This window comes from Heyndrickxia sp. FSL K6-6286 (genome assembly GCF_038630395.1).
In the GTDB taxonomy this organism is placed as follows: domain Bacteria; phylum Bacillota; class Bacilli; order Bacillales; family Bacillaceae_C; genus Heyndrickxia; species Heyndrickxia oleronia.
Genome location: NZ_CP152029.1, coordinates 1,706,153 through 1,725,124 on the forward strand (window position 1 = coordinate 1,706,153; position 18,972 = coordinate 1,725,124).

Annotated in this window: 15 protein-coding genes and 1 riboswitch; of the genes, 14 read left to right on the plus strand and 1 reads right to left on the minus strand. The window is 35.0% G+C overall.

Annotation, left to right across the window (positions count from 1 at the left end):
• Positions 1-79: 79 nt before the first annotated feature.
• The 12 genes from MHI39_RS08600 to MHI39_RS08655 all read left to right on the plus strand — a co-directional run bounded on the left by MHI39_RS08600 (position 80) and on the right by MHI39_RS08655 (position 15,642).
• Complete coding sequence (locus MHI39_RS08600) at positions 80-2,434, plus strand: endonuclease MutS2 (RefSeq protein ID WP_259544705.1); 2,355 nt, start codon at positions 80-82, stop codon at positions 2,432-2,434.
• A gap of 79 nt (positions 2,435-2,513) precedes the next feature.
• Positions 2,514-2,924, plus strand: a complete 411-nt coding sequence (locus MHI39_RS08605; RefSeq protein ID WP_058006608.1) for a DUF350 domain-containing protein — start codon at positions 2,514-2,516, stop codon at positions 2,922-2,924.
• 255 nt (positions 2,925-3,179) lie between these two features.
• Positions 3,180-4,859 carry an AMP-binding protein gene (locus MHI39_RS08610; RefSeq protein ID WP_342541104.1) on the plus strand — a complete coding sequence of 560 codons (1,680 nt, stop codon included), beginning with the start codon at positions 3,180-3,182 and terminating at the stop codon, positions 4,857-4,859.
• 227 nt (positions 4,860-5,086) lie between these two features.
• A complete protein-coding gene (locus tag MHI39_RS08615; RefSeq protein ID WP_058006606.1) occupies positions 5,087-5,668 on the plus strand; it encodes a TetR/AcrR family transcriptional regulator in 582 nt (193 codons plus the stop codon).
• A 25-nt stretch (positions 5,669-5,693) separates the two neighbouring features.
• Positions 5,694-6,467 (plus strand): enoyl-CoA hydratase, encoded by a 774-nt coding sequence (locus tag MHI39_RS08620; RefSeq protein WP_212943410.1) that lies wholly within the window; start codon positions 5,694-5,696, stop codon positions 6,465-6,467.
• A gap of 130 nt (positions 6,468-6,597) precedes the next feature.
• On the plus strand, positions 6,598-7,371 hold the full coding sequence (locus tag MHI39_RS08625) for an electron transfer flavoprotein subunit beta/FixA family protein (RefSeq protein WP_071976983.1): 774 nt from the start codon (positions 6,598-6,600) through the stop codon (positions 7,369-7,371).
• A gap of 83 nt (positions 7,372-7,454) precedes the next feature.
• Entirely contained in the window at positions 7,455-8,435 is a 981-nt protein-coding gene (locus MHI39_RS08630) for an electron transfer flavoprotein subunit alpha/FixB family protein (protein WP_058006603.1), read from the plus strand.
• A gap of 378 nt (positions 8,436-8,813) precedes the next feature.
• Positions 8,814-9,524 (plus strand): cytochrome c oxidase assembly protein, encoded by a 711-nt coding sequence (locus tag MHI39_RS08635; RefSeq protein ID WP_216384999.1) that lies wholly within the window; start codon positions 8,814-8,816, stop codon positions 9,522-9,524.
• Between the two features lie 56 nt (positions 9,525-9,580).
• Positions 9,581-11,767, plus strand: coding sequence for a heavy metal translocating P-type ATPase (locus tag MHI39_RS08640; RefSeq protein ID WP_342541105.1), 2,187 nt, complete (start codon positions 9,581-9,583; stop codon positions 11,765-11,767).
• A 132-nt stretch (positions 11,768-11,899) separates the two neighbouring features.
• The gene (gene trxA, locus MHI39_RS08645; protein ID WP_058006600.1) at positions 11,900-12,214 is read left to right on the plus strand and encodes a thioredoxin; all 315 of its coding nucleotides are present in this window, start codon (positions 11,900-11,902) and stop codon (positions 12,212-12,214) included.
• 76 nt (positions 12,215-12,290) lie between these two features.
• Positions 12,291-14,063: an excinuclease ABC subunit UvrC gene (uvrC, locus tag MHI39_RS08650; protein ID WP_058006599.1), complete on the plus strand. Its 1,773-nt coding sequence runs from the start codon at positions 12,291-12,293 to the stop codon at positions 14,061-14,063.
• A 60-nt stretch (positions 14,064-14,123) separates the two neighbouring features.
• A riboswitch (Lysine riboswitch) is annotated at positions 14,124-14,302 on the plus strand.
• A 113-nt stretch (positions 14,303-14,415) separates the two neighbouring features.
• Positions 14,416-15,642: an aspartate kinase gene (locus MHI39_RS08655; RefSeq protein WP_058006620.1), complete on the plus strand. Its 1,227-nt coding sequence runs from the start codon at positions 14,416-14,418 to the stop codon at positions 15,640-15,642.
• Between the two features lie 39 nt (positions 15,643-15,681).
• On the opposite strand, the gene MHI39_RS08660 is transcribed toward MHI39_RS08655, so the two are convergent.
• Positions 15,682-16,134 (minus strand): YslB family protein, encoded by a 453-nt coding sequence (locus tag MHI39_RS08660; protein WP_310795780.1) that lies wholly within the window; start codon positions 16,132-16,134, stop codon positions 15,682-15,684.
• A gap of 342 nt (positions 16,135-16,476) precedes the next feature.
• Between MHI39_RS08660 and MHI39_RS08665 the strand changes: the two genes are divergently transcribed.
• On the plus strand, positions 16,477-17,088 hold the full coding sequence (locus tag MHI39_RS08665; protein ID WP_058006598.1) for a succinate dehydrogenase cytochrome b558 subunit: 612 nt from the start codon (positions 16,477-16,479) through the stop codon (positions 17,086-17,088).
• 64 nt (positions 17,089-17,152) lie between these two features.
• The gene (gene sdhA / locus MHI39_RS08670) at positions 17,153-18,904 is read left to right on the plus strand and encodes a succinate dehydrogenase flavoprotein subunit (RefSeq protein WP_058006597.1); all 1,752 of its coding nucleotides are present in this window, start codon (positions 17,153-17,155) and stop codon (positions 18,902-18,904) included.
• Positions 18,905-18,972 lie beyond the last annotated feature (68 nt).

The window sequence follows — 18,972 nt, forward strand, 5'->3', positions numbered from 1 at the left end:
CTAGGATGAGACTATCGTGGTCAAATCTATGTTTGTTTTTATCCTTAAACCACTAGAATATAGGAGGCTTGCAAGTTTTATGCAAGAGAAGATACTCAAAACATTAGAATTTAATAAAATTAAAGAACTACTATTAGAACATGCTTCTTCAACACTTGGTCAAGATAAAATTAAACAACTTGTCCCTTCATCTTCGTTTGAAGAAGTATTAGATTTACAGGCAGAAACGGATGAGGCAGTACATGTTTTACGATTAAAAGGGCATATCCCGCTAAGTGGTATACATGATATTCGTCCACATATTAAAAGAGCACAAATAGGTGGAATCTTAAGTCCAATGGAATTAGTCCATACGGCTAGTACGATTTATGCTGGACGAACAATCAAAAGATTTATTGAAGGTTTACTTGAAAATAGTGTTGAAATTCCAATCTTAGAACAAAAAGCAGAACAAATTATAATTCTCACTCCCCTTGAACATAAGATTAAAAATGCTATAGATGAAAATGGGGACATTCTTGATGGAGCTAGTGAAGCATTAAGACAAATTCGCCAAAAATTGAGATCAAATGAGGGACGAATTCGTGAAAAATTAGAGAGTTTAATTCGTTCTCGTAATGCATCTAAGATGTTATCGGATGCAATTGTTACTATTAGAAATGATCGGTACGTTATTCCTGTTAAGCAGGAATATCGATCTAACTATGGGGGGATTGTTCACGATCAGTCTTCCTCTGGACAAACATTGTTTATTGAACCGCAGTCTGTAGTTGAATTAAATAACCAATTGAGAGAACTCCATATGAAAGAGCAGCAAGAGATTGAAAGAATCTTGAGTGAACTTTCCGCAGATGTCGCAGATGTCGGAGAGGATTTAACTACAACTGTTATGATATTAGGTGAATTTGATTTTATTTTTGCCAAGGCTCTGTTTGGAAAATCTTTGAAAGCAACTAGACCGATAATGAATAATAATGGTATTGTCAATTTATATAAGGCGAGACACCCTTTAATACCAATTAATGAAGTGGTTGCTAATGATATTAGCTTAGGAAAGGACTATACCACCATCCTTATAACTGGTCCAAATACAGGTGGAAAAACGATAACTCTTAAAACGATCGGTATTTGTACGCTAATGGCTCAGGCGGGATTACAAATTCCTGCATTGGATGGTTCAGAGCTTGCCGTATTTACTGATGTTTTTGCTGATATTGGTGATGAACAATCTATAGAACAAAGTTTAAGCACGTTTTCCTCCCATATGGTGAATATTGTTGATATATTGAAACATGTAAACCATGAGAGTCTTGTTTTATTTGATGAATTAGGAGCAGGTACTGATCCCCAGGAAGGTGCAGCTTTAGCAATATCTATTTTAGATGAGGTATACCACCGAGGAGCGAGGGTAGTGGCGACTACCCATTATCCAGAGTTAAAAGCATATGGCTATAATCGAGAAGGAGTCATCAATGCAAGTGTTGAGTTTAATGTTGAAACTTTAAGCCCAACCTACAAGCTCTTGATTGGTGTACCCGGACGAAGTAATGCATTTGAAATTTCCAAAAGATTAGGCCTTGCAGAATCAATTATTCATCATGCGAGATCATATATTGGAACAGATACGAATAAAGTCGAAAATATGATTGCTTCTTTAGAAAAAAGTAAGCGAGATGCAGAAAGAGAACGACAGGAAGCTCAAGATTATTTAAAAGATGCTGAAAAGCTCCATAAGGATTTGCAGAAGCAAATGGCTGAATTTTACACACAGCGTGATCGGATGTATGAAAAGGCAGAATCCAAAGCAGCAAATGTCGTTGAAAAGGCTCAGGAAGAAGCAGAAGAAATTATTCGTGAATTAAGAAAAATGCGTTTAGAAAATCATGCTTCTATAAAAGAACATGAGCTGATTGAAGCGAGAAAGCGACTTAGTGATGCGGTACCAAATTTCGAAAAATCGACTGTAAAGAAAACAGCAAATAAAAAACGTGAACTTGCCCCAGGTGATGAGGTGAAAGTTATCAGCTTTAATCAAAAAGGGCAATTGCTTGAAAAAGTAAGTGATAAAGAATGGCAGGTTCAAATGGGGATTATGAAAATGAAAGTAAAGGAATCAGATATGGAATTTATCCAATCCCAGCAAAAAGTGGAAACCAAACCACTTGCTACTGTGAAAGGTAAGGATTATCATGTCAGTCTTGAACTTGATTTACGTGGAGAAAGGTATGAAAATGCTTTATTAAGGGTCGAGAAATATATAGATGATGCCCTTCTTGCTGGATATCCTCGTGTATCAATTATTCACGGGAAAGGAACAGGTGCCCTTCGACATGGTGTTCAAGAATATTTGAAACAACATCGTTCTGTCAAACGTATAAGATTAGGTGATGCAGGTGAAGGTGGAAGCGGTATAACTGTTGTTGAATTTAAGTAAATATTAATTTGTAACAAGATATCATAAAAACATTATCTTCACTGTCGCTTAATTCTATGAAATAAAGGAGTCAAAGGGTATGAGGATAAATTTTTGGGAAAACCCATTTGTACAAACAGCAGGGTACTACAGCGTTGTTATCCTATGTATGATTGTTTTTTTAGTCATTTTCGAGCTGGTTACAAAATATAAAAACTGGGATGAAATAAAAAAAGGAAATATTGCTGTTGCATTGGCTACGGGTGGTAAAATATTTGGGATTGCCAATATTTTTAGATATTCTATTCAGCATCATGATTCACTTTTTATTATGATCGGCTGGGGATTCTATGGTTTTGTTTTATTGTTAATTGGTTATTTTATCTATGAATTTTTAACGCCAAAGTTTAAAATTGATGTTGAAATTGAAAATGATAATCGCGCAGTAGGTTTTATTTCCATGGTCATTTCAATTGGCTTATCATTTGTCATTGGAGAAAGTATTTCTTAACAGGAAGGACATAGGTGAATAGGGAAAATGGAAACATTAGCAAAAGTTTTACTCGCTGTATGTGCGTGTTTCTTAATTGTTGGTATTATATATATGGTTATGTCATAAGTTGTGAAGGGCTGCGATGCAGCCCTTTTTATATATTTAGGGAAATGAATTATTTTGTCTTTTTCAAATTGTCACTTGAATACCAATGGTCTATAATAAAGAGGGAACAGTTTAAATTTTCTAACACTAAGGGTAGGAGGGGGACATATGGATAATAAGCCATGGTTAAATCAATATCCTGAAGAGATACCAGCTACATTAACGTATGAGGAAAAGCCGGTACATTCTTATTTAACTGAAGCTGCAAGGCTCTATTCAAATAAAATGGCTATTCATTTCATGGGGAAAGAGTTAACTTTTCAGGAAATCTATGAATCTGCTTTGAAATTTGCAAACTACTTAAAGAAGCTAGGAGTAGAAAAGGGAGATAGGGTAGCAATAATGTTACCGAATGGACCTCAATCTGTTATTGGTTATTTTGGTGTACTATATGCAGGTGCAATTGTTGTTCAAACGAATCCCTTATATACAGAAAGAGAATTAGAATATCAAATGGACGACTCTGGTGCAAAGGTGATTTTGACGTTAGATATCCTTTTTCCAAGAGTTTCAAAAGTGATAAAAAATACGCAAATTGAGCACATCATTGTAACCGCTATCAAAGACTACTTACCTTTCCCAAAAAATCTTATTTATCCTTTTATCCAAAAAAAGCAAACCGGTTTGACAGTTAATGTGTCACACGAAGGTAATCATCATCTTCTAAAAAAAATCCTTATTGAAACGGAGGCAGTGCCACTAAATATTGATTTTGATTTTGAAAATGATTTAGCACTGTTGCAATACACAGGTGGTACAACAGGGTTTCCAAAAGGAGTTATGCTTACACATAAAAATCTTATTGCTAATGCAACAATGTGTGATGCCTGGTTATATAAAGCAAAAAAAGGGGAAGAAATTGTTCTTGGACTATTACCCTTTTTTCATGTATATGGTATGACAGCGGTCTTATTATTATCGATCATGCAAGGATATAAAATGGTGTTGTTACCAAAGTTTGATGCAGAAACTACCTTAAAGACAATTGAAAAACAGCGTCCTACTTTATTTCCAGGAGCACCAACGATATATATAGGTTTATTAAATCATCCAGATATTCAAAAATATGACCTTTCATCCATTAATTCTTGTATTAGCGGGTCTGCTGCTCTACCAGTGGAAGTACAACAGAAATTTGAAAAAGTAACAGGTGGAAAGCTTGTTGAAGGTTATGGTTTATCGGAATCGTCACCCGTAACCCATGCAAATTTTGTTTGGGAAGAAAAGCGTATAAAAGGAAGCATAGGTGTTCCTTGGCCAGATACAGATGCAGCTATTTTTTCCATGGAAGATGGCACCCCATTGCCATATGGAGAAATTGGTGAGCTTGCCGTAAAGGGTCCGCAAGTAATGAAAGGATATTGGAATCGACCAGAGGAAACAGATCAGGTTTTAAAAAATGGCTGGTTATATACGGGAGATTTAGGGTATATGGATGAAAATGGCTATTTTTATATTGTTGATCGGAAAAAAGATATGATTATTGCTGGCGGATATAATATTTATCCTCGTGAAATTGAAGAGGTTTTATATGAACATCCGGATATCCAGGAAGCAGTTGTTGCAGGAGTACCCGATCCATATAGGGGCGAAACAGTAAAGGCATATATCGTGTTAAAAGAAAATGCTACTGTAACGAAAGAAGAATTAAATACATTTACAAGAAAATATTTAGCTGCATATAAGGTTCCTAGAATTTATGAATTTAGAAAGGAATTACCAAAAACAGCAGTGGGTAAAATCCTAAGGCGTTCATTAATTGACGAAGAACGTAAAAAGCACGGGTAATCAGTTAGAAATTAGAATCAACTAATTTTGTGGAGCCCGAGCGTGGCTCTTTTTTCAAAAGAAGAACCTTGACAATATTTATGATTATTTATATTATAGGAATATGAATGAATAATCATTCATTTCTACTTAAGTAATAGCGAGTGTGTGATTTAATAATAATTGGAACAATTTATTTTTGGCCCTCATCTCTCGCTTTGAATATTCGAAAGGTGATGGTTATATATATGAAGACTAATAAACCGAAATACAAGCAAATTATTGATGCTGCTGTCATTGTAATCGCAGAAAATGGATATCATCAAGCTCAAGTTTCAAAGATTGCGAAACAAGCAGGCGTTGCAGATGGAACAATCTATCTTTATTTTAAAAATAAGGAAGATATTCTCATTTCTTTGTTTCGAGAGAAAATGGGGAATTTCATTGATAAAATTGATGAAGAAATAGCAGGAAAACAAACCGCGGCGGAGAAATTATTAGTAATGATAGAAAGCCATTATAAAATCTTATCAAGTGATCACCAATTAGCCATTGTTACACAATTGGAATTGCGTCAATCAAATAAGGAACTTCGCTTGAAAATTAATGAGGTTTTAAAAGGGTATTTAAAATTAATCGATAGAATCATTGAACATGGTATGAATACAGGCGAATTCAGAAAAGACACAGAAGTAAGGCTTGTCCGCCAAATGATTTTTGGAACGATTGACGAAACGGTAACAACATGGGTAATGAATGAAGAAAAGTATGATTTAGTTGCACAAGCACCAGCCGTTCAACAATTACTAATCAACGGTATGGGTGCATGATGAAAATAGAGGTAGGAGGATGGCCATGGAGTTTCTAACCTGTACAAAAGAAGAACAAGTTGCATTCATTGCGATTAATCGACCACCTGCTAATGCTTTAGGTTCAGCAGTCATTGATGAGTTATCAGAGCTTCTCGATCAATTAGAAGCTGATCGTGATATCCGAGTATTACTCCTACATGGAGACGGTCGCTTTTTTTCAGCTGGTGCGGATATTAAAGAATTTACAACGATCGGTTCAGATGATGAATTTGGTAGATTAGGAGAAAAAGGACAGCGATTATTTGAAAGAATGGAAAAGTTTGAAAAACCAATTATAGCTGCTATACATGGGGCAGCATTAGGAGGGGGACTTGAATTAGCTATGGCTTGTCATATTCGTTTGGTGACGGCTACAGCTAAATTAGGACTGCCAGAGCTCCAATTGGGATTAGTTCCTGGGTTCGCTGGAACACAAAGGCTTCCTAGATATGTAGGGATGGCAAAAGCGGCTGAAATGTTATTTACAAGTGAACCAATTTCCGGTAAAGATGCCGTTGCATATGGTCTAGCAAATCATGCTTATTCAGACGATGAATTATTAGTAAAAGCCAAGGAATTGGCATATAAAATTGCAAAGAAGAGTCCTATTGCATTAAAAGCTGCCATCGAACTATTAAACTATGGAAAAACGAAAGAATTTTACGAAGGGGTAAAACGTGAAGCAGAACTATTTGCTAAAGTTTTCGCTTCGAAAGATGGACAAGAAGGAATACAAGCGTTTATTGAAAAGCGTGAACCGCAATTTAAAGGGGAGTAAAAGAGCTTTGCTCTTTTAATTATATTATTAGTAGATGGTATAAGAAGCTACTTCTTAAACCGATCTATCATTAAAAAATTCAAAATCTTTAAAACTGAGAAAATGTTTTTAAATTCTAGGAGGGACATTCATGAATATCTTCGTACTTTTAAAAAGAACTTTTGATACTGAGGAAAAAATAACAATTACTAATGGATCAATCAATGAGGATGGTGCAGAATTTATTATTAATCCTTATGATGAATATGCTGTTGAAGAAGCAATCCTAGTTCGTGATGAACATGGTGGAGAAGTTACTGTTGTAACGGTAGGCAATGAAGAAGCTGAAAAACAATTGCGAACTGCCCTTGCAATGGGAGCTGATAAGGCAGTATTAATCAATACAGAGGATGATTTAGATCATGCAGATCAATTTTCCACAGCTAAGATTCTAGCAGAGTATTTAAAAGATAAAGATGCAGATTTAATTATTGGTGGAAATGTAGCGATTGATGGTGGTTCAGGACAAGTAGGACCACGTGTTGCAGATCTATTGGGCATCCCGTATGTAACGACCATTACAAAACTAGAAATTACTGGTGAAAAAGTATCGGTTATTCGTGATGTTGAAGGGGATTCTGAAGTTATCGAAACAACTTTACCATTATTAGTTACTGCACAGCAAGGATTGAATGAACCACGCTATCCATCATTACCTGGCATAATGAAAGCGAAGAAAAAGCCTTTAGAAGAACTTGAATTAGATGATCTCGATCTTGATGAGGATGATGTAGAAGCAAAAACAAAAACGATTGAAGTGTATTTACCATCTCAAAAAGAAGCAGGAAAAATTCTTTCAGGTGAGTTAGCTGACCAAGTAGTAGAGCTTGTAAATCTTCTTCATAAAGAGGCAAAAGTTATTTAAAATTTATATTCCTATTGGGAAGCTAAATAGATTCTTACAATACCATTTTATCAAACTTTGTTCACATACAGGAGGGAATTGAAATGGCAAGAAAAGTGTTAGTATTAGGGGAAGTTCGTGACGGTTCATTACGTAATGTTTCATTTGAAGCAATTGCTGCAGGGAAGACGGTTGCTGAGGGTGGAGAGCTAGTTGGAGTGTTAATAGGCAATAATGTAAACGCTTTAGGACAAGAGCTTATACAATATGGGGCAGATCGCGTGGTAATTGTTGAGGATGAGAAATTAGCCCAATATTCATCTGATGGTTACTCACAAGCCTTTATGGCAGTCGTAGAGGCAGAAAATCCGGAAGGAATCATAATGGGGCATACCGCACTAGGAAAAGATTTATCACCTAAAATCGCAAGTAAACTCGAAACAGGTTTGATTTCAGATGTAACTCATGTTGACGTATCAGGCGGTAATTTAGTTTTTACTCGACCAATTTATTCCGGAAAAGCATTTGAAAAGAAAATTGTTACAGATGGGATACTATTTGCCACAATCCGTCCTAATAATATAAATCCATTGGAAAAAGAAGATGCGAAAACAGGTGATATTAGTTCAATCTCTGTTGAAATCAAAGATCTTCGTACAATCATAAAAGAAGTGGTACGTAAAGCAAGTGAAGGAGTGGATTTGTCTGAGGCAAAAGTTGTTATTGCTGGTGGACGTGGAGTGAAAAGTGCTGACGGATTTGAACCTTTAAAAGAATTAGCGGAAGTATTAGGTGGTGCAGTCGGTGCTTCTCGGGGGGCTTGTGATGCGGATTACTGTGACTATTCCTTGCAAATTGGTCAAACAGGGAAGGTAGTTACACCGGATCTTTATATTGCCTGTGGAATTTCGGGAGCGATTCAGCATTTAGCAGGTATGTCTAACTCAAAAGTTATTGTTGCTATTAATAAGGATCCAGAAGCAAATATCTTTAAAGTAGCAGACTATGGAATTGTCGGTGATTTATTTGAAGTTGTTCCAATGTTAACGGAAGAATTTAAAAAATTGAAAGTATCTGCCTCATAATCTGAATGTTTACGGAGAAAAGTTCATCTTTCTCCGTTTTTTTATGTTTTTTTCTATCATATATGTTTGCTATTTAGGAAAAGTTGAAGACAAGTCACCCCTAATTTACTGAAAAAAAAGCTACAAGCCTTAGAAAGCCCTCTGTATCCTATAATAGATGCTTAATATCAGGCGGCAGCTTTTACAAAAGCAATAAATTATGTGATTACAGCTTTTATTTATTTACTACATAATGGACATAGCCCATTTAATAAAATAGAGAAAAGATATGTTAGGGGTGGTCCTTTGTCCTACTTCTGGATTATTCGGCAATCACTTGAATGGAATATACCCTTAGGATTAATTAGCTTATTTTTATTAAGTATTTATATACTTACTATGAGAAAAATTAGATTGAGGAAGAAACAATATGTTTTCTTTTTTTGTGGTATAGTTTTATTTTATTTGTTAGTAGGGAGCCCTTTATACACTCTTAGTCATTTATCTTTTATCACGCATATGTTGCATATTAGTCTTCTATTTTTCCTAATCCCGCCTCTACTGTTACTTGGAATTCCTAAAAGTCTTTTCCTTAATCGAAAGATGATGAAGCTACAAATAGATCCTTATTTAAATATTATCCTATTTGCGCTTTTTCTTTATCTCTATCATACACCTGCATTTTTAAGTATGCTTACTGAAGTAAAAGGCTACCATGAAATATTTTTATTCATAATGCTTTTATTATCTATTTTTCTATGGATTCCTTCCATTTCAGCAAGAATAAATAAAAATGTATGCTTTTCAATTAGCTATAAAAAAGTAAATATTTGGTTGATCACCCCATCCTGTCTAATATTGATTATTCTACCCTCTAATTCCGCTAATCCATTATTGAATGACATGTTAAATTTATGTTTGCCAACCGGTGTTGATTCGACTCTGTTTACACCGATTATTCCTCCTCAACTCGATCAGCAATTAGCCGGGCTATTAATGTTTCTTATGCATAAGATGGGAATGGTATTTGCTCATAGGTCCAAAAAACATAGTTCAAAAAACAATGATCCTAAATGTTCACTTGATTTCTTTTTTAAACATAAGTTCTAGTCCAATTTTTGTAACAATAAACTATAGTAACTATGTTTTTAAAGCTGGTGAAAATGATGAATGAAACAATGCAGATAGATATTAAAGGAATGCATTGCAGTGCCTGCTCTGCTCGAATTGAAAAGGTTATTTCAAAAATGGATGGAGTATTAAAGGTTAATGTAAACTTAGCCACTGAAAAAGGACGAATCATATATGATCCGAATCTTACGAGTAAACTATTGATTTTCAACAGAATTAAAAAGATTGGGTACGAAGCAGTCATTTCTAAAAATGCTCAGAATTTAATAGAGTCGAAGCGAAGAGAAATGAGAGGACTTGCTTGGAAGTTTTTTATTTCAGCAATTTTGGCATTACCATTCATTTGGACAATGTTTTCACATTTAAACATTTCGTTTATACCTGTCCCAGAGTTGTTTTTAAATCCATGGTTTCAATTGGCATTAGCGACCCCTGTTCAGTTTTTCATCGCGTTGCCCTTTTACGAAGGTGCTTGGAGCGCAATAAAAAATAGAAGTGCAAACATGGATGTACTTGTGGTACTAAGTACGTCAGCTGCTTATTTCTACAGCCATTATTTGACTTTTTCATCATCAAGAACAACTGGGCTGCATTATGAAACAAGTGTATTAATTATTACATTTGTTTTATTAGGAAAACTAATGGAAGCTAAATCGAAACGAAAAACGATGGATGCCATTAAAAAATTAAATCAATTACAAGTAAAATCAGCTATTAAATATATGAATGGAAAAGAATCAAAGACTTTTATCCATCAAATTATTCCCGGGGATATAGTAATTGTGAAACCTGGTGAAAGGATACCAATCGATGGACAAGTAATTGAAGGGATTTCAACCGTCAATGAATCGATGCTGACCGGTGAAAGCCTCCCGGTAGAAAAAAATATAGGAAATACAGTCTATTCAGGAACGATGAATGAAAACGGATTATTAAAAATTAAAGCGACTAAAAAGGAAAATGATTCTTTTCTTTCAAAAATAATTGAAATCGTAGAGGAAGCCCAAATTTCTAAACCACCTATCCAGCATATTGCAGATAAATTCACTGCAATATTTGTTCCAATTGTAGTGCTAATTGCTGTGGCAACCTTCATACTTTGGTATGGCTATTTAAATCCAGGACAAGTTAATGAAGCCCTAGAAAAAACAATCGCTGTTTTAATTATTTCTTGTCCATGTGCTTTAGGCTTAGCTACTCCAACATCAATTATGGTGGGAAGTGGGAAGGCAGCTCAAATTGGTATTCTTTTTAAAGAAGGGAAACTAATTGAACTTTTATCCAAAAACAATATGATTGTTCTTGATAAGACAGGGACGATTACAAAAGGGAACCCTGTAGTAACAGATATATTTATACAAAATATTGAGGAGAAATGTTTTCTACAATCAGTCGGTGCCCTTGAAATGAATACGAATCATCCAATTGCAAGGGCAATTGTAAGTGAGGCAGAAAAAAGGACTGATAAATTACCTAAAGCGATAAATGTGACTACGCTGCCCGGACATGGGGTCAAAGGAATTGTCGAAAGTAAGAAGATTATTATTGCTAACCCTTCCTATTTTAAAACACAGACAAACTATACACTTATTGGAGTAGAAGAAAAAATAAATAAGTTAGAAGGACAAGGGAAGACTGTTATGCTTATTTCAATCGATGATCAACTTGTTGGAATAATAGCTGTCGCAGATGAGGTAAAGAATTCTTCAAAAAGGGCAGTGCAAAGACTAAAGCAAATGGGTTTGAAAATCATGATCCTTTCAGGAGATAATAAAAACTCGGTTAAAATGATTGGTGAAATGGTTGGTATTAAGCATGTTGAGGCAGAAGTGACACCAGAAATGAAAGCAAGCTGGATAAAAAAACTACAAAATGAAGGAAAAAAAGTAATAATGGTAGGAGATGGAATAAATGATGCTCCTGCATTAACTAGTGCTAATGTAGGAATGGCGATGGGAAATGGCTCAGATATAGCCATTGAATCTGGTGACATTACGATATTAAATAATGATTTAAATAAAATTGCTGATGCTATGATCATCAGTAAAAAAACAATGAGAAATATTAAGCAAAATTTTATCTGGGCATTTATTTACAATGTAATTAGTATTCCTCTTGCTATTACAGGTGTGCTTCCACCTTGGTTTGCAAGTGCAGCTATGGCATTTAGCTCTGTTTCAGTTGTTTTAAATTCATTGCGTTTAAAAAATATTAAATTTTAAATGATTTGTTCATTAGAATAACTAAAAAAATAAGTGGGAATTTTAATGTAGAAACAAATTATTAGCATCTCAATATGAAGGATGTTATACTTGCGTTAGAATTACAGTTATATATAGGAGGTCATTAAACAAATGGCAATTACTCATGTTACTGATCAAAATTTCTCTTCAGAGACTTCTGAAGGATTAGTATTAACAGATTTCTGGGCAACTTGGTGTGGGCCATGTAAGATGATTGCACCAGTACTTGAAGAATTAGATGCTGAAATGGGAGATAAAGTTAAAATCGTAAAATTAGATGTTGATGAAAACCAAGAAACAGCTAGTAAGTACGGTGTAATGAGCATCCCAACATTAATCTTAATGAAAGATGGTCAAGAAATTGATAAAGTTATTGGCTATCAACCTAAAGAAGCATTAGTTGAATTAGTAAATAAACATTTATAATATAAGAATCCGGGTCATATTGACTCGGATTTTTTAGAGGAAACGCATTTTCGACTTTTATGAAAGGTAGAAGAATATGAATGATGTTATCAAAAATAAGTTAGCTCTTCTTCCTGACCAGCCTGGTTGCTACTTAATGAAAGATCGTCAAGGAACCATCATTTATGTTGGGAAGGCGAAGATATTAAAGAACCGAGTTCGCTCTTATTTTACAGGTTCTCATGACGGGAAAACACAAAGGTTAGTAAGTGAAATTGAAGATTTTGAATACATTATCACATCCTCCAATATAGAAGCTCTTATTCTAGAAATAAATCTTATAAAAAAACACGATCCCAAATATAATGTCATGTTAAAGGATGACAAGAGTTATCCATATATTAAGCTTACCCATGAAAGACATCCTAAATTAATTACAACTAGAAAAGTAAAACGTGATAAGGGAAAATATTTCGGACCGTATCCAAATGTACAGGCAGCTAATGAAACAAAAAAACTCCTGGATCGAATCTATCCTCTTAGAAAATGTTCCACACTTCCAGATAGAGTATGCTTATACTATCACCTTGGACAGTGTTTAGCTCCCTGTATTAATGAGGTGAAAGAGGATACCTATAAAAACATCGTTGATGATATAACTAAATTTTTAAATGGTGGCTACAAGGAAATTAAGCTTGAACTCTCAAGAAAAATGGAAGAGGCAGCTGAAAATTTAGAATTTGAAAGAGCAAAAGAGTATCGAGACCAGATTCTAAATATAGAAACAACAATGGAAAAGCAAAAAATAACGATGACTGATTTTACTGACAGAGATGTTTTTGGTTTTTCAGTTGATAAGGGCTGGATGTGTGTTCAAGTCTTTTTTATTCGACAAGGCAAACTTATCGAACGTGATGTTTCTATGTTCCCAATATACAATGAGCCTGAAGAAGAGTTTTTAACCTTTTTAGGACAATTCTATTTAAAGCCTAATCACTTTAAACCAAAAGAGATATTGCTTCCAGAGAATGTAGATATTGAGATTTGTGAACAATTACTGGAGACCAAAGTATTGCAGCCAAAAAAAGGTCAAAAGAAAGACTTAATCAAAATGGCTGAAAAAAATGCTTCTATTGCCTTAAACGAAAAGTTTGCACTTATTGAAAGGGATGAAGAACGGACCATTAAAGCAGTTGAAAATCTTGGTGAAGCGATGGGAATTTATACGCCACATCGTATTGAAGCTTTCGATAATTCAAATATCCAAGGAACAAATCCTGTATCAGCGATGGTTGTATTTATTGATGGAAAATCCGCGAAAAAAGAATATCGGAAGTATAAAATTAAAACTGTACAAGGACCCGATGATTACGAATCAATGAGAGAAGTAATTAGAAGAAGATATAGTAGGGCATTAAGAGAAGAATTACCTTTACCGGATTTAATTATTATTGATGGTGGAAAGGGACAAATTGAAGCCGCACGGGATATACTTGAAAACGAATTAGGATTATCAATACCGCTTGCTGGACTTGCAAAAGATGAAAAACATAAAACATCACAATTATTGGCTGGAAATCCTTTAGAGATGGTACCTCTACCAAGAAATAGCCAAGAGTTTTACTTACTACAAAGAATTCAAGACGAAGTCCATCGTTTCGCTATTTCATTCCATCGTCAATTAAGAGGGAAGAATGCTTTTCAATCGATTTTAGATGAGATAACAGGTATTGGTCCAAAACGAAAAAAGCAACTTCTTCGCCATTTTGGTTCGATGAAGAATATGAAAGAGGCATCAGTGGATGACTTTATAAAGCTCGGTATTCCAAAAAATGTTGCAGTCATACTAAAAGAAAAATTAGACAATTAAGGTAGTCAACTATAGAGCACTATGCTATAATGATAAAAAATTTAATACTTTTATTACTAATTTAGTGGTAGAGGTGCGAAACTAAAGAGTAAAGGCTTGGAGAATGATGAGATTCGTTGAAAAGCTTTGAAAGGGAGTTTCGCCGAAGTGAAAACAGACTCATTCTTTGTTTTCGCTGGTTCAGGGTTTAAGAAATACTGAACTGTCAAGGTATATCACCTTGGAGAGCTATCTCGCAAAGTGTTTTTTCGTAATGTTTATTTATTACGTCATCACAAGCAATGAGATATCGTTCTCATTGCTTTTTTTTGTAGGGATAGGATTTTATATCATGGGAAAGAGGGCGGATTCATTGGGAGTTGTAGTACTAAAATTTGGTGGAACCTCGGTTGGAAATGTTGAGCGTATCAAAAACACTGCAAATCGAATTTTAGATGAAAAAAAGATGGGAAATCAAGTGGTCGTTGTTGTTTCAGCAATGGGTAAAACAACCGATCAACTTGTTACTCTAGCAAAGGAACTATCAAGCTATCCAAATAAAAGGGAAATGGATATGCTATTATCGACTGGAGAGCAGGTGACAATATCACTTCTCTCTATGGCATTAGCAGAAAAAGGTCATTCAGCGATTTCATTTACAGGTTGGCAGGCAGGTATATTAACCGAATCTGTACATAGTAACGCTCGTATTATTGATATTGATCAAAAAAGGATTATTAACCAATTGGCAGAAGGGAATATTGTGATTGTTGCAGGCTTTCAAGGCGTATCAACGGATGGAGAAATTACAACTTTGGGTAGAGGTGGTTCAGATACAACTGCAGTCGCTCTGGCTGCCGCATTAGAAGCAGAAAAGTGTGTAATATATACGGATGTAACCGGTGTATATACTTCTGATCCAAGATTTATACCACAAGCAAGAAAGCTTGAAGCCATTTCCTATGATGAAATGCTAGAGCTTAGTAATTTAGGTGCAGGAGTCTTGCATTCGCGGGCTGTTGAATTTGCTAAAAATTATCAAATTCCATTAGAAGTATGTTCAAGTTTAGAAAGAGTAGCCGGTACAGTTATTGAGGAGGAAGTTACAGTGGAAAAAAGTTTAGTAGTCCGTGGGGTCGCATTTGAGGGAGATATTACAAGAATTACTATTTTTGGTTTGAAAAATAGTTTTCAAAATCTTTCATCCGTTTTTACTACATTAGCAAATAATAATATAAACGTGGACATCATTATACAAAATCAAACAGACGGAGAGGATGCTTATCTTTCATTTTCGATAAAAAATGATGATCTACATGATACAAGTAAAATTTTAGAAGATTATCAAGAAACATTGGGTTTTGATCATTTTGAATATGAAGCTGGTCTTGCAAAAGTATCGATCATTGGTTCTGGGATGATCTCAAATCCCGGTGTAGCAGCAAAGATGTTTTCCACATTAGCTGAACAAAATATAATGATTAAAATGGTAAGTACTTCTGAAATAAAAGTATCTACAGTTATTGAAGAACAACAGATGATTAAGGCAGTAGAATCATTACATACTGCTTTTGGTCTTGATTTAGTTGCAATGAAATAAAATAATGAAGGGTGACCTTGACGGTCACCCTTCATTATTTTAAATATCCGTATCCTTGACATCCCAACGAACAATTAATTTGATTTTTCTATGACGTTTAATGATTTCCTCATATGCCTCAGTTCTTAGCTTGCGCTGTGTTTGAATTTGTTCAGCGATAAAACCTGCTTCTAATTTAAAGCAACTTTCAGTTTTTAAATCAAATTGTCGGCTTATAATGGAACTTGTGAGTTCAAGCTCCATTCCCTTTTTATCTTCTTTTATCAAATGAAGAGATCCCCAGCCTGCTTCTTCAAAAAAGGATATTATCTCATCCATTGATACAAGAGGAAATTTTCTTGCGAGATGCTTCCCAGACCAATATAATATTTCGGGTGTTTCTTTACCAAGTATATCTGGTATCAATATATCACGAATCAATTCGTATCCAAAGGCAGGAACGCTAAGATCCAAATTTTCTGTGTTCATTTCTAATTCTGCAGAAGATTTCAAGTTATTCCCCTCTTTCTCTATGTTTATTATTATATACAAAATTTCATTTCAGTTTAATAAAAATTTTGGAAAGGAATGCAATGAAAAATTATTTAAATAATTCAAAATGATTAGTGCTGCTAGCAATAATTTACTTTATCAATGATTTATATGATTAATACAGCAAAAAAGTATTCGTATTTATGTCGAAATAATGTATACGTTTCCTTGACGGTCACTAAGAGCGGGAGTAAAATGGATATGTCACATAAATGCTATATTTTTGCGTAGGATATTCAAAAAAAAATTTTTTTGAATTACTTTGCTATGCACACACGCTTTTATTAATAAGGGGGGTATAATGTGGCCGGAAATCGTGAGTTTTTAAATCGCAGATTGCATTCATTACTAGGAGTTGTGCCAATTGGAATATTCTTAATTGTCCACCTAGTTGTGAACCATTTTGCAACAGGCGGAGAAGAATCATTCAACAATGCTGTAGGCTTCATGGAAAGTCTACCATTCCTTATTTTCCTTGAAATTATTGTTATTTATTTACCTTTGCTGTTCCATGCAATTTATGGATTATACATTGCGTTTACAGCAAAAAACAATACGAGTAAATTGGGTTATTTTCGAAATTGGATGTTTCTGTTCCAACGAATTTCAGGAGTAATCGTGTTAATCTTTCTTGCATGGCACGTATATGAAACTCGAATTCAAGCAGCTTTAGGGAATGCAGAACTTAATTTCAACTTAATGGAAGATGTATTTTCAAACCCATGGATGATAGGGTTCTACATAGTTGGATTAATTGCAACTACTTTCCACTTCTCTAATGGTTTATGGTCTTTCTGTGTTAGCTGGGGAATTACACAATCTCCACGTTCACAACAAATTGCTAGTTATGTTGTATTAGTAGTATTTGTCGTATTATCAATAATTGGAATTCGTGCAATATTCGCTTTCGTATAAGAGTAAAACAGCAATAAGTAACATTCTTTTAGGAATTATGTTATGAGAAGGAGTGAGTCTTCCAGTGAGTAGAGGAAAAATCATCGTAGTCGGCGGTGGATTAGCTGGCTTGATGTCAACAGTAAAAATTGCAGAGGCAGGAAAACAAGTAGATTTATTTTCATTAGTGCCAGTCAAACGTTCTCACTCTGTTTGTGCACAAGGTGGAATTAACGGTGCAGTGAATACAAAGGGTGAAGGAGATTCACCATGGATTCACTTTGATGATACCGTTTACGGCGGAGATTTTTTGGCTAATCAGCCTCCGGTTAAAGCGATGTGTGAAGCAGCGCCAGGAATTATTCATTTATTCGATCGTATGGGTGTAATGTTTAACCGTACACCAGAAGGTTTATTAGACTTCCGTCGTTTTGGTGGAACTCAACATCACCGTACAGCTTTCGCAGGAGCAACGACTGGTCAACAGTTATTGTACGCGCTTGATGAACAAGTTCGCCGCCATGAAGTAGCAGGTCTAGTAAATAAATTTGAAGGCTGGGAATTTTTAGGGATTGTTCAAGATGATGAAGGAGTTTGTCGTGGAATTGTTGCTCAAAACTTGACATCAATGGAAATTCAAGCTTTTGAGGCAGACGCAGTTATTATTGCATCAGGTGGCCCTGGTATCATTTTCGGAAAATCCACAAACTCCATTATAAATACTGGTTCAGCTGCATCTATTGTTTACCAACAAGGTGCGACTTATGCAAATGGTGAGTTTATTCAGATCCATCCAACTGCGATTCCTGGTGATGACAAATTACGTCTCATGAGTGAATCAGCACGTGGGGAAGGTGGACGAGTTTGGACATATAAAGATGGGAAACCATGGTATTTCCTTGAAGAAAAATATCCTGCATATGGAAACCTAGTACCTCGAGATATCGCCACTCGTGAAATTTTTAATGTGTGTGTAGATATGAAACTTGGAATTAATGGGGAAAACATGGTATATCTAGATTTATCCCATAAGGATCCACATGAGCTTGATGTAAAACTTGGTGGTATCATTGAAATATATGAAAAATTTGTTGGTGAAGACCCACATAAAGTACCTATGAAAATCTTCCCTGCTGTCCATTATTCAATGGGTGGATTATGGGTTGACTATAAACAACATACAAAGATCCAAGGTTTATTTGCTGCTGGTGAATGTGATTATTCTCAGCATGGTGGTAACCGTTTAGGAGCAAACTCCTTACTATCTGCTATTTATGGTGGTATGGTTGCTGGTCCTGAAGCAGTAAACTATATTAATGGATTAGAAAAGAGCACGGATAGCTTATCTTCTTCGATTTTCGATCAGGCTATTAAAAAAGAAGAAGAAAAATGGAATGATATTTTATCATTAGATGGTAATGAAAATGCATATCTTCTTCACAAAGAACTTGGGGAATGGATGACTGATAATGTAACGGTTGTACGTTACAATGACCGTCTTCAAAAAACTGATGATAAAATACTTGAATTGATGGAGCGTTATAATAACATCAACGTAAATGATACAGCAAAATGGAGTAACCAAGGTGCGACATTTACACGTCAGTTAAAAAATATGCTTCATCTTGCTCGTGTCATTACGATTGGTGCATTAAATCGTAATGAAAGTCGTGGTGCTCATTACAAACCGGAATTCGCAAAACGTAATGACGAAGAATGGTTAAAAACGACTATGGCTGATTTCGATGCTTCTACGAATACTCCGAAATTTAGCTACGAGGATGTAGATGTATCCCTTATTAAGCCTCGTGAACGCGACTACACTAAGAAACATTAATAACTATTAGTGTTTTACGTTATTAACTTTATGAACGCGACTATACTAAAACGAAAGAGGAGAAATAA

Excerpts from the sequence above, each read along its gene's own strand:
- MHI39_RS08600 (WP_259544705.1), top strand. The coding sequence starts at position 80 with ATGCAAGAGAAGATACTCAAAACATTAGAATTTAATAAAATTAAAGAA.
- MHI39_RS08605 (WP_058006608.1), top strand. The coding sequence starts at position 2,514 with ATGAGGATAAATTTTTGGGAAAACCCATTTGTACAAACAGCAGGGTAC.
- MHI39_RS08610 (WP_342541104.1), top strand. The coding sequence starts at position 3,180 with ATGGATAATAAGCCATGGTTAAATCAATATCCTGAAGAGATACCAGCT.
- MHI39_RS08615 (WP_058006606.1), top strand. The coding sequence starts at position 5,087 with ATGAAGACTAATAAACCGAAATACAAGCAAATTATTGATGCTGCTGTC.
- MHI39_RS08620 (WP_212943410.1), top strand. The coding sequence starts at position 5,694 with ATGGAGTTTCTAACCTGTACAAAAGAAGAACAAGTTGCATTCATTGCG.
- MHI39_RS08625 (WP_071976983.1), top strand. The coding sequence starts at position 6,598 with ATGAATATCTTCGTACTTTTAAAAAGAACTTTTGATACTGAGGAAAAA.
- MHI39_RS08630 (WP_058006603.1), top strand. The coding sequence starts at position 7,455 with ATGGCAAGAAAAGTGTTAGTATTAGGGGAAGTTCGTGACGGTTCATTA.
- MHI39_RS08635 (WP_216384999.1), top strand. The coding sequence starts at position 8,814 with ATGAGAAAAATTAGATTGAGGAAGAAACAATATGTTTTCTTTTTTTGT.
- MHI39_RS08640 (WP_342541105.1), top strand. The coding sequence starts at position 9,581 with ATGAATGAAACAATGCAGATAGATATTAAAGGAATGCATTGCAGTGCC.
- trxA (WP_058006600.1), top strand. The coding sequence starts at position 11,900 with ATGGCAATTACTCATGTTACTGATCAAAATTTCTCTTCAGAGACTTCT.
- uvrC (WP_058006599.1), top strand. The coding sequence starts at position 12,291 with ATGAATGATGTTATCAAAAATAAGTTAGCTCTTCTTCCTGACCAGCCT.